Here is a 15,127-nt window from a genome sequence, read left to right as displayed (position 1 = left end):
ATCGCCACGGCCACTCCTCCGGACACGTTCGACACCGCTCGCCGACCAGCGTCGCAGGCGCATCTTCCCGATGGCCGGGAACGCCGGTCGATCACTCGAACAGCCTAGCCGCCGGTGATCGCCGCGCGGACGAGTTCCAGCGGGTGGTGCGCGGCGCGCGGGGTGCCGTGGGCGATCTGCTGGCGGCAGGACACCCCGGTGGCGGCGATGAGCGTGGTGTCCGGTTCGGCGCGCACCGCGGGGAACAGCCGGTCGGCGCCGACCGCCATGGACAGCTCGTAGTGCTCGGCCTCGAAGCCGAACGAGCCCGCCATGCCGCAGCACCCGGCGTCGAGCTCCACCACCTCCGCCCCGGGGATGCGGCGCAGCAGTCCGACGGTGGCGGCGGTGCCGACCTCGGCCTTCTGGTGGCAGTGGCCGTGGAACAGCATCCGGCGGCCCGCGGGCCAGGTGTCGGCGGAGAGCACCAGGTCGCCCGCGTCGATCGCCTCCGACAGCAGTTCCTCCAGCTGCCGCACCCGGCCGGCGACGGCCCGCGCGGCCGGATCGTCCGGCAGCAGCGACAGCGACTCGTCCCGCAGCGTCAGCACGCAGGACGGTTCGCACCCGACGATCGGCGCGTCCGAAGTGGACAGCCGGGCGACGAGATCGCGGGCCTTCGCCTTCGCGTCGTCCACCAATCCCTTCGACAGGCTGGACCGCCCGCAGCAGCCCTCCGAGACCAGGTGCACCTCGTAGCCCGCGCGCTCCAGCAGCTCCACCGCCGCCCGGCCGATGCCCGGCTCGGTGAACGTGGTGAACGAATCCGCCAGGAACAGCACCGGCCCGCGCGGCGCCGGACCCGCCGCACCCCGGCCGCGGAACCAGGAGGCGAGGTGGTGGCGGTGGAACCGCGGCAGCGGCCGGTGCTCGGTGATGCCCAGCGCGCGCCGCGCCAGCCTGCGCAGCAGCGGGATCCGGCCCGGCAGGTTCGACAGCGGTGCCGTCGCCGCACCCAGCCGGTTCAACGCCCGGATCGAGCCGAACACCCGCGAGCGCAGCGGCACCCCGTGCAGGTCGTGGTGGTGCGACAAGGTCTCGTTCTTGAGCTTGGCCATGTCCACGCCCAGCGGGCACTCGCTCTTGCACGCCTTGCACATCAGGCACAGGTCGAGCACCTCGTGCAGCCGCTCGTCGCCCAGCGCCGCCTTCGGATCGGGTTCGGACAGCGCCTTCACCAGGGCGTTCGCCCGGCCGCGGGTGGCGTCCTGCTCGCGGGTGGTGGCCATGTAGGACGGGCACATCACGCCGGTGGTGCTCTTCCGGCACAACCCGATGTTCATGCACCGGTCCGCGGCGCCGCGCATCCCGCCGACGACCTCGAAGGACAGCCGGGTGCGGAACGGGCCCGGTACCGGTTGCTCGGCGTCGCGCAGGTGCTCGGTCATCGGCGGCGCCTCGACGATCTTGCCGGGGTTGAGGGTGCCCGCCGGGTCGAACAAGTGCTTCACCCGGCACATCGCCGCGTACAGGTCCTCGCCGAACAGCTCGCGGTTGAACTCGCTGCGGGCCAGGCCGTCGCCGTGCTCGCTGGAGTTCACCCCGCCGTACTCGGCGACCAGCGACTTCACCTCTTCGGCGACCGCGCGCATCGTCGCCACCTGGCCGGGTTCGGCGAGGTCCACGAACGGCCGGATGTGCAGGCAGCCCACCGAGCAGTGCCCGTAGAACCCGGCGGTGAGGCCGTGCCGGTCGAGGATCTTCGCGAACTTCGCGGTGTACTCCGGCAGGTGCTCGGGCGCGACGGCGGTGTCCTCCACGAACGCCAGCGGCCGCCGGGTGCCCTCGCCCGCGGCCATCAGCAGGCCCAGGCTGGACTTGCGGACCTTCAGCAGCGACTCCTGCTGGGCCGGGGTGACCGCCTCCAGCGTGTGGTAGCCGTGCCCGTGCCTGCGCCACCGCGCGCTGAGCCGCCGCAGCCTCGCCACCAGCTCGTCCTCGTCGTCGCCGGTGAAGCTGACGAACAGCAGCGCGTCCGGATCGCCGTCGAGGATGGTGCCCAGCGAGGCGTACTCGATGCGCTGCCGGGACAGGTCCAGGATCGTGCGGTCCATCAGCTCCACCCCGGACGGGTCGCAGGACAGCGCGTCGCCGGTGGCGGCGATCGCGGCCTGCGTGGAGGTGAAGTGGCCGACGGCGATCACCGTGCGCCGCGGTTTCGGCACCAGCCCCACCACCGCCTCGGTGGCGATCACCAGCGTGCCCTCCGAACCCACCACGAACTCGGCGAGGTCGAACGGGCCCGGGGCGGCCAGCCGGTCCAGCCGGTAGCCGCCGGCGCGGCGCCAGAACTCGGGGAAACCGCTGGTGATCGCCCCGTCCGCGACGATGTCCGGCAGCTCCCGGTGCAGCCGCGCCGCCAGCCCGGAACCCGCCGCGCGCCGCAGCCGCTCCGCCTCGTCGACCGGGCCGAACCGGGCGGTGGAGGCGTCCGAGAGCACCACCGACAGCTCCCGCACGTGGTCGATCGTCATGCCGTGCCGCACCGAACCGCTGCCCGCCGAGTTGTTGCCGATCATGCCGCCGAGCGTGGCGCGGTTGCTGGTCGAGGTGTCCGGCCCGAACATCAGCCCGTGCGGGGCCGCGGCCCGGTTCAGCTGGTCCTGCACCACGCCCGGCTGCACCCGCGCGACCCGCGCCTCCGGGTCCAGCTCCACGATGCGGTGCAGGTGTCGGGAGAAGTCGAGCACGATGCCCGGCCCCACGGTCTGCCCGGCGAGGCTGGTGCCCGCGCCGCGCGGCACCACCGGCACGCCGTGCTCGGCGGCGGCCGCCACCACCGCGGACACGTCGGCCGCCTCGCGCGGGAACACCACGCCCAGCGGGGTGATCGAGTACATGCTGGCGTCGCGGGAGAACAGGTGCCGGGTGTAGTCGTCGAACTCCACCTCCCCGGCCACGTCCGCCTTCAGCCGCCGCTCCAGGTCGCCCATCACGCCTCCCCCAGCGCCGCCAGCGCGGCGGTGATGCCGCGCTCGTCGAACGGGACGCCCGCCGCCGCCAAACCCAGCTGCACCGCGGACAACGCCCCGGCCAGCCCCGCGTCGTTGAGGTGCCCGAGGTGGCCGATGCGGAACACCCGCCCCGCGAGCCTGCCCAGGCCCGCGCCCAGCGAGGTGTTGCACCGCTCCAGCACCACCCGCCGGAACCCGTCCGCGTCGAACCCGTCCGGCAGCAGCACCGCGGTCAGCGCCGGGGAGTGCTCCCGCTCGTCCAGGCACAGCACCTCCAGCCCCCAGCCGCGCACCGCCGCCCGCGTCGCCGCGGCGTGCCGCAGGTGCCGCCGGTACACCGCGGGCAAGCCCTCCTCGTCGAGCAGCGCCAGCGCTTCGCGGAGGCCGTAGAGCAGGTTCGTCGCCGGAGTGCTCGGGAAGAACCCGCGCTCGTTCGCCGCCAGCTGCGGCCGCCAGTCCCAGTAGGACCGCGGCAGCCCCGCGGATTCGGTGGCGCGCAACGCCTTCGCGCTGATCGCGTTGAAGCCGAGCCCCGGCGGCAGCATCAACCCCTTCTGCGAGCAGGCGATCGTCACGTCCACGCCCCACTCGTCCTGCCGGTAGTCCACCGAACCCAGCGAGGAGATCGCGTCCACCAGCAGCAGCGCCGGATGCCCCACCGCGTCGAGCGCCCGCCGCACCTCGGCGATGCGGCTGGTCACGCCGGTGGAGGTCTCGTTGTGCACGGCGCACACCGCGCGGATCTCGCCGTCCGGGTCGGCGGCCAGCCGCTCCCGCACCACCTCCGGGTCGATGCCGCGCCGCCAGTCGCCCGGGACGAAGTCGACGCGCAGGCCGAGCTTCTCCGCCATCTCCCGCCACAGCGCGGCGAAGTGCCCGGTCTCGAAGGCGAGCACCCGGTCGCCGGGGCTGAGCGTGTTCACCAGCGCCGCCTCCCACGCCCCGGTGCCCGAGGACGGGTGGACCACCACCGGGCCGGTGGTGCCGAACAGCGGCCGCAACCCCGCCAGCACCTCGGCGGCGAGGGCGGCGAACTCGGGTCCGCGGTGGTCGATGGTGGGTGCGGACATGGCCCGCAGAATGCGATCCGGAACGTTCGTCGGGCCGGGAACGTGCAGGAAGTGCCTGCCGATCGGCTGCGCCATCGGATTCTCCCCTGGTCTATTCAGAACTCTTGACCGTCAAATGTGCGCGGGGTCATACTCTCCCGGCACGAGACGTTGATCTCGCTTCACGGAAATGAATTCAGCTCCCTTCCCGAGCCGACGACCGCCTCGAATTCAGGAGCACCATGTCCGTACAGATCTGGTCCATCATCGGGCTCGTCCTCATATTCCTCCTCGCCACGCTGCGCTCGGTGAACATGGGAGCAGTGGCTTTCCTCGGAACATTCCTCATCGGCACTTTCCTGGTCGGCGACAGCGCTGACGAGCTGTTCGGCGGATTCCCCGGCGACCTGTTCGCGGTGCTCGTCGGGGTCACCATGCTGTTCGCCATCGCCAAGGCGAACGGCACCGTCGACTGGCTGATCCACGCCGGAGTCCGCGCCGTGCGCGGCCGGATCGCCCTCGTCCCGTGGGTGATGTTCCTGGTCACGAGCCTGCTGACGATGGTCGGCGCGGTGGTGCCCGGTGCGGTGGCGATCATGGCTCCGATCGGGCTGAACTTCGCCGCCCGCTACCGGATCAACCCGATGCTGATGGGGCTGCTCATCATCAACGGCGCCACCGCGGGCGGGTTCTCGCCGATCAGCATCTTCGGCGGAATCACCAACGGCGTCGTCGAGCGCAGCGGCCTGCCCGGAAATCCACCGCTGCTGTGGGCGAGCCAATTCGGGTTCAACCTGATGTTGAGCGTGGTGGTGTTCTTCCTGTTCGGCGGACGTGAACTGCTCGGCAGGAAAATCGATCCTGAATCCGAATCCGAGACCAGCGAGACCGATCTTCAGCTCGACTCCCAGCGCGTGCTCACGCTCACCGGATTGCTGTTCCTCGCGGTCGGCGCCCTCGCCCTCGAATTCGACGTGGGATTGCTGGCGCTGAGCATCGCCACCGTGCTGTGCGTGCTGCACCCGGGCACCGCGAAGTCGTCGGTCGCCGAGGTCGCCTGGCCGACGGTGCTGTTGATCTGCGGCGTGGTGACGTACGTGAGCATGATGGAACGGGTCGGCACCATCGAGTTCCTCGGCGCAGGCGTGGCCGGGATCGGTGCCCCGCTGCTGGCGGCCTTCGTGATCTGCCTGATCGGGGCCGCGGTGTCCGCGTTCGCCTCCACCACCGGCATCCTCGGGGCGCTGATCCCGCTGGCGGTGCCGTTCCTGCTCACCGGTCAGGTCGGCGCCATCGGAATGATCATCGCGTTGACGGTGTCCTCGTCCGTCGTGGACTCCTCGCCGTTCTCCACCAGCGGCGCGCTGGTCGTGGCGGGCGCTCCGGCGGAGCTGCGCGACACCGTGTTCCGGCGGCTGATGATCTGGGGGCTGAGCATGATCGCGGTCGGCCCGGTGGTGTCCTGCGCACTGTTCGTGCTGCCCGGCGTGCTGTGATCGGCGGGCGCGGTGAGCACCGGAGCGGCGGGGCGGACCGGCTAGGATTTCGGGATGAGCGAAGGAATGCGCACCGTGCTCTCCGCTTTCCGGGTGCTCGAAGAGGTCGCGCACACCCAGCCCGCCGGGGTCGGCGACCTCGCCCGCCGGTTGCGGATGCCGAAGAGCACCGTGCAGCGGGCGCTGCGGACGATGTGGACGGCGGGCTGGATCTGCCCGGACGGCGCCGACGTCACCCGCTGGGTGCTCACCACCCGCGCCTTCCAGGTCGGTCAGCGCGCCATCGCCGACATCGGCGTGCGGGACGCGGCGACCGCCGTCATGCACGAGCTGCGCCGGGAGACCGGCGAGACGGCGCACCTGATGGTCCGGGAGGGCGATCACGCGGTGCTCATCGAGCGGATCGAGACCGAGCACCCGATCCGCGCGGTGGTGCCGCTGGGCAGCAGGGTGCCGCTGCACGGTTCCTCGAACGGGAAGGCGATGCTGGCGGCGATGCCGCGGGAGGCGGTGCGCCCCATCCTCGGCGAGGAACTGGTGCGCTACACCGACAACACGATCGTGGACTGGGCGGAGTTCTTCGCGGAGCTCGACCGCGTCGCCGAGCTCGGCTACGCCGCGAACACCGGCGAGTGGCGGGCCGACATCTCCGCCGTCGCCGCGCCGATCTTCGACGACACCGGGGAGCCGGTGGCAGGCCTGTCGATCTCCGCCCCGGCCGACCGCATCACCCCGGAGCTGCGGGAGCGCTACGGCGCGCTGGTCGCGGAAGCCGCCGCCCGGGTGAGCGCGACGCTGGGCCACCGGCCCGCGGTGCTGCCCGGCTGAGCCCATCCCGGCATCACCGGCCGAGCCACTGCGGCCGGCGCTTCTCGGTGAACGCGCGCACGCCCTCCTGGAAGTCGGCGCTGCCGTAGCAGGATTCCACCAGGTCGTCCCCGGGCGGCAACGCGTGCTCGCGCAGCCTGCGCACGGCTTCCTTGCTCGCGCGCATGGTCAGCGGCGCGTGCCCGGCGATCCGCCCGCACAGTTCGGCGACCCGATCGTCCACTTCGGGCCCGGGAAGCACTTCGGAGGCGAGCCCGGCGCGTTCGGCGGCCGCGGCGTCGAGGAAGCCCGCGGTGCAGATCAGGTGCATCGTCCGGCCGGCGCCGATCAGCGACACCAGCAGCGCGTAGTTGCGCATCGACAGGCAGTTGCCGACGGTCCGCGCGATGGGCAGCCCGAACTTCGCCCGCTCCGAGCAGATCCGCAGGTCGCAGGCCGCGGCGATGGTGAGCCCGCCGCCGGTGGCGTACCCGTCGACGACGGCGATCGTCGGCACCGGGATGCGCTCCACCGCGTCCAGCACGGCTTCCACCCGCCGCTCGTAGTCGTGCCCGGCGGCGGCGCCGTCGAACTCGCGGAACTGGGCGATGTCGGTTCCCGCGACGAACGCCTCTCCCCCGGCGCCGCGCAGCACGGCGACCCGCACGTCGGGTTCGGCGGCGACGCGCGCGCAGAACTCGGCGAGTTCGTCGTACATCCGCCAGGTGAGCGCGTTGCGGGCTTCGGGCCGGTCGAAGGTGGCGGTCGCGACGGCGCCGTCGACGTCGATGCGCACCCGCCCGCTCATGCGACGGCTCCTTCGGCGCGCAGGGCGCGGATCTCCTCGTCGGTGCGGCCGGTGGCGCGCAGCAGTTCGTCGGTGTGCTCGCCGAGCCCTGGCGCGGCGGTGCGGATCCGCCCGGGGGTGCCGCTGAGCTTCACCGGGATGCCGAGCGAGCGGATCGGGCCTTCGTCGGGGTGGTCGAGTTCGACGACCATCTCGCGGGCGAGCGTGTGCGGGTCGGTGCAGGACTCGGCGTAGTCCCGGATGGGCCCGGCGGGCACTCCGGCGTCGAGCAGCAGCTCGATCCACTCGTCCGTGTCCCGGCCGCGCAAGGTCGCGGTGAGTTCGGCGGCGAGGGCGGCGCGGTGCCGGACCCGGTCGGTGTTGGTGGCGAACCGCGCGTCGGCGGGCAGGTCCGGCCGGTCGAGCACTTCGCACAGCCGCAGCCACAACCGTTCGTTGTTGGCGCCGATGGTGAGGTGCCCGTCGCGGGTGGGCAGCGCTTCGTAGGGCGCGTTGACCCGGTGCGCGGAGCCGAGCCTGCCGGGGGCCTTGCCGGTGGCCCACAGCTCGGCGGTCTCCCAGACGGACAGGGCGAGGGCCGCGTCGTACAGCGAGGCGTCCACCGCCTGGCCGAGTCCGGTGGTGGCCCGGGACAGGCAGGCGCTGAGGATGCCGACGGCGCAGAACAACCCGGCGGACAGGTCGGCGACGGGCACCCCGGACTTGGTGGGTGGCCCGCCGGGTTCGCCGGTGACGCTCATGATTCCGCTCATGGCCTGGGCGATGAGGTCGTAGCCGGGGCGCCGCGCGTACGGCCCGGTCTGGCCGAAGCCGGACAGCGAGGCGTGGATGATCCGCTCGTTGTGCTCGCGCAGCGCCGGGTGGTCGACGCCGAGCCGGGCGGCGACGCCGGGCCGGAAGCTCTCCACCACGACGTCGGCGTCGCGCACCAGCCGGTAGAAGGCGTCGAGCCCCGCGGCCGTCTTGAGGTCGAGCGCGATGCTGCGCTTGTTCCGGTTCACCGCGAGGAAGGCCGCGCTGGTGCCGCGGGGCAGCCGGTGCCCGGTGGCCTGGCGGGTGGCGTCGCCGCCGAGCGGTTCGACCTTGATCACGTCGGCGCCGAGGTCGCCGAGCAGTTGGCAGCAGTAGGGCCCGGCCATGACCTGGGTCAGGTCGAGCACGGTCAGGTTCTCCAGCGCGAACGTCATCGTTGCCCGCCGATCTGTGCCGTTGTGCGGCACGACCTGTCTGTGACGGCATAACCGTACGAGCCACGCGAAGTCGCGGTCAAGGTTCGGCAGAACCCCAGGTGAGAGCACGTGACCCCATGTGCCTTAGATCACATATCGACTTCCGGCCCACCTGAAATACACAGCCCGGGTGTGGCGATTCACCGGGCGGGAGAAGGTCGAGCAGTGGCAACGAGAGGCCGGTTGGAGCCTTGATCAGCCTCCAGCGACGTTCCCCCGGACATGAATCACGTCGCGTTGTCACAGGAGACTCGGATGAGCCACATCGTCGTCGCACTCTCGGTCGAAGCCGTCGGACTGTTCGCCATCGCCGGGGCGATCACCGCGTGGACCCGCTCGGTCCTGCGGGCCACCCCGCGCTGAAACCGCATCCGCGAACACAGCAGAGCCCCGCTGCCAGGCACGGCAACGGGGCTCTGCTGTGTCCGGAGTCAGCACTTGGGCTGCGTCCGGAGTCGGCACTCGGGCCGCGCCCGGAGTCAGTCCTTGGCGCCGACCAGCACCTTGGCCTCCTCGTGGTCCACGGCGGTCGGCGGCGAGCCGGGCAGCCGCTTGCCCGCGGACTCCTTCGCGAAGTAGATCGCGACCGCACCGATCACGCCCGCACCCATCAGGTAGTAGGCGGGGACGTCCAGGTTCCCGGTGAGCGCGATCAGCGCCGCGATCACCGTCGCGGTCGTGCCGCCGAACAGCGACACCGAGATGTTGAACGCGATCGACAGCCCGCCGTAGCGGATGTCGGTCGGGAACAGCGCGGGCAGCACCGACGGCGAGGTGGAGTTGAAGCACAGCAGCATCAACCCCATCAGCATCAGGCCGCTGAACGTTGCGACCGTGCCGCCCGCCTTCAGCAGCATGATCGACGGGATGGCCAGCACCACTAGCAGCACGCAGCCGGTGTACATGATCGGCTTGCGCCCGATCTTGTCGCTGAGCCGTCCGATGAACGTGATCAGCACCATCGACACCAGCAGCACGATGATCTGCAGCACCTCGGACATCGTGGACGAGGTGCCCGCGTGCCCGTTGTCGGGCAGCGTCTGCGTGAGGTAGGTGGGCATGTAGCTGGTCAGCACGTAGTTGGTGACGTTGAAGACCAGCACGATGCCACCGCAGACCAGCATCGCCGGCCAGTGGTTGACGAAGATCTTGCGGAACTCCGCCAGCGTCTGGTTACCCTCGCGCCCCTCGGACTCCGCGGCGATCTTCGCGAACGCCGGGGTCTCCTCCAGCTTCATCCGGAGGTACAGCCCGATGCCGCCGATCGGACCGGCGATCAGGAACGGGATGCGCCAGCCCCAGGCCAGCAGGTCCTCTTCGCTGAGCAGCAGCTCCAGACCGGTGGCGAAGCTGGCACCCAGCGCGTAGCCGGTCAGCGTGCCGAACTCCAGGAAGCTGCACAGGAAACCGCGCTTGCGGTCCGGCGCGTACTCCGCGATGAAGGCCATCGCGCCGCCGTACTCACCACCGGTGGAGAAGCCCTGCAGCAGCCTGGCCAGCAACAACAGCATCGGCGCCGCGACGCCGATGGCGTGGTAGTCGGGCAGGATGCCGATGATGAACGTGCTGATCGCCATCATGATGACGGTCAGCGACAGGACCTTCTGCCTGCCGATCCGGTCGCCGAGCGGCCCGAAGAACAGCCCACCGAAGGGCCGCACCAGGAACGCCGCGGCGAAGGTGCCGAGCGTGGCGATGGTGCCCATCGTCGGCGAGAGGCCGGCGAAGAACACGCTCTCGATCTTCACGGCGAGGTAGGAGTAGACGCCGAAGTCGAACCACTCCGTGACGTTGCCGATCGCGGCCGCACCGACCGCCCGGCGAATGACACCCGGTTCAGTGACCGTCACGTCCTCTACCGAGAAGTCGTCCGATTCCGCGTTGGACGAGCTTGCCCCTGACAAAGAGAACACCCCTCTTATCCATTCTCGTCGCCCACCCCCGGGGCGACTCGTCGAGGCTCCTGCTCGACAACTCTTTTTCGACCTTGGGGAGACACCTTAGTGCCCCGAACGGGTCAACCGAAATCCGTCCCTTGAAATTCATCCGCGCATTCGTTCGAATAGTCCGATTTGCACTTTACTCGCCGCCACCTGGCGACTTGGACATTCAAACCTAAGTTCACATAGCGGTCGCCGTTCGGCCGAGCGGGATGTACGCACAGTGATCGACCATTTCGTGATCGACGTCTCCGAACTTCGGTTCGAAACTTGTCACTAATAGTGAGAAATTGCGCGTGCAGTTCCACCGATCTAGCGATCGAGAACCCCGATCCGGGGACGATCACCTACTTTCGTACGCCCCGTACGCAGCATTGCTCGGCCTCCAAGATCGGTGCTAAAAAGTGGAAATCAACTCCTGAGTCCGGCCGCTCGACCGCGCCGCCGACGAACTCGGGAATCGTGGCCGCGATGAGGGGAAATCGCCGTCGCACCGACCACCGGTCGAACCCGGATCCGACCGCGCACCGCCGGTCCGGCCCGCACTCCCGGACCACCACCGCACAACTGGGGGCTCCACCGTGAAGCAACCGCTGTCGTTCCACGTGCTCGGGCCGCTCTCCGTCGGATACGGCGGCCGCTGCCTGGACATCCCCGGCGCCAAGCAGCGCATCCTGCTCGCCGCACTCCTCGTCAAGTTCGGCCAGGTGGTGTGCGTGGACGAACTCGTGGACCGGATCTGGGGAGCCCGACCACCCTGTCGACCGCGCCGCGCACTGCACACCTGCCTGACCAGGCTCCGGCACTCCCTCGCGGACCTGCCGGACGCACCGGGGCTCATCCGCACTTCCAACGCCGGGTACTCCGTGCACGCCTCGGCCGAGACGCTCGACTTCGCCCGCTTCACCGACCTGCTGGGACGAGCGCGGGCCGCGGGCGCCGCCGCGGACCTGCCCCGCGAATCCGCGGCCCTCGGCGAGGCGCTGTCGCTGTGGCGCGGCGAGCGCGCGCTACCGGACGTCGCCTCCGACTCGCTGCACCGCGACGTGGTGCCCGGGATGCACCAGCTGCGCATCGAAGCGCTGGAACGGCGCGGCGAGCTCGAACTGGAGCTGGGCCACCACCGCGAACTCGTCGGCGAGCTGCGCGCGCTGACCTCCGCGCACCCCTTCCACGAGCGGTTCTGGCAGCAGCTGCTGCTCGCGCTGTACCGCTGCGGCCGGAAGGTGGAGGCGCTGCTGGCCTACGCCGAGCTGACCTCGCACATCCGCGAAGGGCTCGGCGTCGAGCCCGGGCCGCAACTGCGCGACCTGCACCTGGCCATCCTGCGCGACGACCGCGTTCCACCACTTCACACCGCGTCGTAGCTGCCCGGGCCGCAGCGGCCCAGGTCGGAACGCTCGACGTCGGAACGGCCCGCAGTGGAACGGTCCGCCTCGGAACGGCCCACGTCAGCACGGCCCACGTCAGCACGGCCGGGGTCGAGGCGAGCACCGTCGAGGCGGGCGGCGTCCCGGTGAGCGGGGCGTCGCCCCGGCTCCTCCCGGCACGCCGCACCGCTCGACCGCTCCGCGCCATCCGGGTCCGCGCCACCCGGCCCCGCGGAGTCCGCCGCATCGGCCGACCGGCTCGATTCCACCGAGCCGCGCCGCCGCCAGTACACGAAGCCCAGCACCACCAGCACCAGCACCGCCACGGCCGGGATCGCCCCGAACGCCCCGGCCAGGCGCGAGTACGAGGCGCCCGCCAGGTAGCCCACGCTGCCCTCACCGCAGGCCCAGACCACCCCGGCCAGCGCGCTCCACGGCGCCATCCGGCGGTAGGACAGCCCCGACGCGCCGATCAGGTGCGGGGCCACCGAGCGCACCAGCGGGACGAACCGGCACGGCACCAGCGCGGGCCCGCCGCTGCGGCGGAACAGGTCGCTCGCCCGGTCCCACGCGCGCGGGACGCGACGCGCGAACCGGGTCTCCCGCAGCCGGGGACCGAGGTGGTAGCCGGTCCAGTAGCCGAGGGCGTCCCCGCACACCGCGCCGACCGAGGCGGCCAGCACCACCGCCCACGGTTCCAGCGTCCCCGCGTAGACGAGCGCGCCGGCCACGAGCAGCGGCCCCAGCGTGGGCACGAACGGGCTGATCACCAGGATGCCCTCGGTGAACACCAGTCCGGCGAGCAGGCAGTACGCGGCGAGCGGCGGCAGGTGCGACAGCCAGTCGGCCGGTGACGGCATCAGCGGTCCTCCGCGGCGGGGGCGCGCAGGTGCCAGACGTGCGCGGGCGGCAGGTTCCACCACACGGTGGAACGGCCGACGCCGCAGCGCTCGACGAACTCGCGCTCCACCGCCATCGCGGCCCGGTGCCGCCGGGACTCCTCCCGGCCGCTCACCAGGGTCCGGGCCCGCTGCGTGCCCAGGTAGCCGAAGAAGGTGAGGTGCCCGCCGGGCACCAGCAGTTCGAGGTGCCGGTCCAGCAGCGCCCGCACCTCCTCGGGTTCGAAGTTGGTGAACGGCAGCCCGGAGACGACCACGTCGTAGCGCGGTTCCAGCGGCGCGTCCAGCACCGAGACCTCGTGCAGCGCGATCCGGTCGGCGACCGCGGAGAGCGCGAACTCGGTGCGCAGCGCGGTGTCGAGCATCCGCACGTAGTGCGGGTTGACCTCGACGACGTCCAGCCGGTCGGCGGGCCCGATCCGGTCGGCGAGCTCCCGCGTCACCACCCCGCTGCCCGCGCCCACTTCGAGCACCCGGGTGGGCGGCCGGTGCTGCGGTGGCAGCAGCGGGTCGGCGAGGCGGGCCGCGAGCCGTCGGCTGCTGGGCGCGATCGCCCCGGTGACGCGGAAGCTGCGGAACGCCTCGCGGGAGAAGGCGAACCGTCCGGGCGGCGTGCTGCCGCTGGTCTGCACTGGGTCCACGTCGATGCACGCTACTGGCGGGATCGGCGGCCACCATCGGTCTGTCGGCCACGGAGATCCGGTACGAAAGTAGGGGGTTTCCGCTGCCTATGCTCGTCCCTCGTGGCGACGAAGCGGAACCCGGTGGCGGTGGCACCACCCCGTGCGCGGTGGTGGGCCGAGGCGGCGGTGCTCGTCGCGGTCTCGCTGCTGTCCGCGCAGGAGGCGTACGTCCGGGCCGGGGGCGTGCTGCTGAGCCCGCAGGTCGGGGCGGTGCTGCTGGCGGGGCTCGCCCTGGCGTGGCGCGGGCGGAACCTCTCGGTCGCGGCGGTGCCCGCGGTGCTGGTGGCCGCGACGCTGGGCACGGTGCTGCCGCTGCTGGTGGTGCTGTACTCCTGCGCGAAGCGCGGCAGGCTGGTGGTGGCGGCGGTGTGCGCGGCCGCGGCGATGGGCGGGAACCTGTTGCAGCCGCAGCAGTCGTTGTGGGGCACCCGGGTGTACGGCCCGCTGCTGCTGCTGGTGGCGGTGGTGGCACTGGGCATGTGGGCGGGCGGCCAACGCCGGCTGGTGGCGAGCCTGGCCGCGCAGGTCGACCACCTGCGGGTGGAGCGGGAGCTGCGCGCCGAGCAGGCGCGGCTGACCGAGCGCGGCCGGGTCGCGGCGGAGCTGCACGACTCGCTGGCGCACTCGTTGAGCGTGCTCGCGCTGCACACCGGCGCGCTGCAACGGCATTCGGACGAGCTGCCCCCGCAGGTCGCGGACCGCATCGACCTGCTGCGGGCGACGTCGACGGAGGCGTTGCGGGACCTGCGGGACGTGCTGGCGGGGTTGCGCTCCCCGGACGGGGGCGGTGTTCCGGAGCCGCGTCGGATGCGCGATCTGGAGGCGCTGTTCGCGGAGGCGCGGGCCGCCGGTCAGCAGGTGGACGCGGAGGTGTCCGGCGATGCCGCGGCGCTGCCGTTCAGCCACCGGCTGGCGATCTACCGGCTGGTGCAGGAGGCGCTGACCAACGCACGCAAGCACGCGCCGGGTTCGGCCGTGCGCGTCCGGGTCCGGCACGGACCACCGGAGTCCACTGTGGACGTGAAGAACGAGGTGGGCGCACCGGTGGAGCGCGACGCGCCGAGCGGCTACGGCCTGGTGGGGCTGGCCGAACGGGTCGAGGCGCTGCACGGCACCCTGGAGCACGGTCCTTCGGGCACCGGCGGCTGGCGGCTGTCGGCGCGCATCCCGGCCCCCGCCCACTCCTCGGGAGCAGCATGATCCGCACGCTGATCGTGGACGACGACACGCTCGTCCGCCTGGCGCTCGCCGACATCCTCACCGACGCGCCGGGCATCACCGTGGCCGGGCAGGCCGCGGACGGGCTGGCGGCGGTCGAGCAGGCCGCGGCGCGCCGGGTGGACGTGGTGCTGATGGACGTGCGGATGCCGAAGCTGGACGGCATCCAAGCGACCGAGCGGCTGCGCGCGCTGCCGGACCCGCCGCAGGTGGTCACGCTGACCACCTTCGACCTCGACGAGTACGTGTACGGCTCGCTCGCCGCCGGTGCCGCCGGGTTCCTGCTCAAGGACAGCGAACCCGCCGAGATCGTGCGCGCCGTGCAGGTCGTCGCGAGCGGGCAGGCGATGCTGCACCCGGCGGCGGCGCGCAGGCTCGTCGACCACTACCACCGGGGCACCGGGCCGGATTCCACCTCGGCGCGCTCGAAGATCGAGCGGCTCACCCCGCGCGAGCGGGACGTGCTGCGCCGGCTGGCGGCGGGCGACGGCAACGCCGAGATCGCGACCGCGCTGGGCATGCGGGAGAGCACCGTGAAGGCGCACGTGAGCCGCATCCTCGCCGCGCTCGACGTGGGAAACCGGGTGCAGGCCGCGCTGTGCGCCTGGGTCGCCGACCGGGCGGGCTGACCCGCT

At 71.8% G+C, this 15,127-nt stretch carries 12 protein-coding genes; 5 read left to right on the top strand and 7 right to left on the bottom strand.

What is annotated here, in order from left to right; translation table 11 throughout:
* Positions 1–104: 104 nt before the first annotated feature.
* Positions 105–2,972, bottom strand: coding sequence for an FAD-linked oxidase C-terminal domain-containing protein (locus ABZ805_RS02585; RefSeq protein WP_358433198.1), 2,868 nt, complete (start codon positions 2,970–2,972; stop codon positions 105–107).
* Positions 2,972–4,138 carry an aminotransferase class V-fold PLP-dependent enzyme gene (locus ABZ805_RS02580; protein WP_358433195.1) on the bottom strand — a complete coding sequence of 389 codons (1,167 nt, stop codon included), beginning with the start codon at positions 4,136–4,138 and terminating at the stop codon, positions 2,972–2,974. Before ABZ805_RS02580 ends, ABZ805_RS02585 begins: the two co-directional genes overlap by 1 nt.
* Before the next feature lie 146 nt (positions 4,139–4,284).
* Here ABZ805_RS02580 and ABZ805_RS02575 point away from each other — a divergent pair, with 146 nt between their 5' ends.
* Positions 4,285–5,538 carry an SLC13 family permease gene (locus ABZ805_RS02575; RefSeq protein WP_358433193.1) on the top strand — a complete coding sequence of 418 codons (1,254 nt, stop codon included), beginning with the start codon at positions 4,285–4,287 and terminating at the stop codon, positions 5,536–5,538.
* A gap of 54 nt (positions 5,539–5,592) precedes the next feature.
* Positions 5,593–6,366, top strand: a complete 774-nt coding sequence (locus ABZ805_RS02570; RefSeq protein WP_358433190.1) for an IclR family transcriptional regulator — start codon at positions 5,593–5,595, stop codon at positions 6,364–6,366.
* A 13-nt stretch (positions 6,367–6,379) separates the two neighbouring features.
* Here ABZ805_RS02570 and ABZ805_RS02565 read toward each other — a convergent pair whose 3' ends face one another.
* The 3 genes from ABZ805_RS02565 to ABZ805_RS02555 all read right to left on the bottom strand — a co-directional run bounded on the left by ABZ805_RS02565 (position 6,380) and on the right by ABZ805_RS02555 (position 10,232).
* Positions 6,380–7,153 carry an enoyl-CoA hydratase/isomerase family protein gene (locus ABZ805_RS02565; RefSeq protein WP_358433187.1) on the bottom strand — a complete coding sequence of 258 codons (774 nt, stop codon included), beginning with the start codon at positions 7,151–7,153 and terminating at the stop codon, positions 6,380–6,382.
* Entirely contained in the window at positions 7,150–8,340 is a 1,191-nt protein-coding gene (locus ABZ805_RS02560; RefSeq protein WP_358433185.1) for a CoA transferase, read from the bottom strand. The genes ABZ805_RS02565 and ABZ805_RS02560 overlap by 4 nt, the downstream gene beginning before the upstream one ends.
* A 521-nt stretch (positions 8,341–8,861) precedes the next feature.
* A complete protein-coding gene (locus ABZ805_RS02555) occupies positions 8,862–10,232 on the bottom strand; it encodes an MFS transporter (protein ID WP_358433182.1) in 1,371 nt (456 codons plus the stop codon).
* Positions 10,233–10,903: 671 nt separating this feature from the next.
* On the opposite strand from ABZ805_RS02555, the gene ABZ805_RS02550 reads away from it, so the two are divergent.
* Positions 10,904–11,689 (top strand): AfsR/SARP family transcriptional regulator, encoded by a 786-nt coding sequence (locus tag ABZ805_RS02550; RefSeq protein ID WP_358433179.1) that lies wholly within the window; start codon positions 10,904–10,906, stop codon positions 11,687–11,689.
* Here ABZ805_RS02550 and ABZ805_RS02545 read toward each other — a convergent pair.
* Positions 11,674–12,552 carry a DedA family protein gene (locus tag ABZ805_RS02545; protein ID WP_358433177.1) on the bottom strand — a complete coding sequence of 293 codons (879 nt, stop codon included), beginning with the start codon at positions 12,550–12,552 and terminating at the stop codon, positions 11,674–11,676. The two genes, ABZ805_RS02550 and ABZ805_RS02545, sit on opposite strands and share 16 nt — an antisense overlap.
* Positions 12,552–13,232 carry a methyltransferase domain-containing protein gene (locus tag ABZ805_RS02540; protein WP_358433174.1) on the bottom strand — a complete coding sequence of 227 codons (681 nt, stop codon included), beginning with the start codon at positions 13,230–13,232 and terminating at the stop codon, positions 12,552–12,554. The genes ABZ805_RS02545 and ABZ805_RS02540 overlap by 1 nt, the downstream gene beginning before the upstream one ends.
* Positions 13,233–13,334: 102 nt before the next feature.
* Between ABZ805_RS02540 and ABZ805_RS02535 the strand changes: the two genes are divergently transcribed.
* Positions 13,335–14,474, top strand: a complete 1,140-nt coding sequence (locus ABZ805_RS02535) for a histidine kinase (RefSeq protein WP_358433171.1) — start codon at positions 13,335–13,337, stop codon at positions 14,472–14,474.
* A complete protein-coding gene (locus ABZ805_RS02530) occupies positions 14,471–15,121 on the top strand; it encodes a response regulator transcription factor (RefSeq protein WP_358433168.1) in 651 nt (216 codons plus the stop codon). The genes ABZ805_RS02535 and ABZ805_RS02530 overlap by 4 nt, the downstream gene beginning before the upstream one ends.
* The last annotated feature ends 6 nt before the right edge of the window (positions 15,122–15,127 follow it).

It is taken from the genome of Saccharopolyspora sp. NPDC047091, from assembly GCF_040643635.1.
Classification (GTDB): Bacteria; Actinomycetota; Actinomycetes; order Mycobacteriales; family Pseudonocardiaceae; genus Saccharopolyspora_C.
Note: the sequence above shows the minus strand (reverse complement) of the source record. Positions and strands in the feature narration are given on the sequence as shown.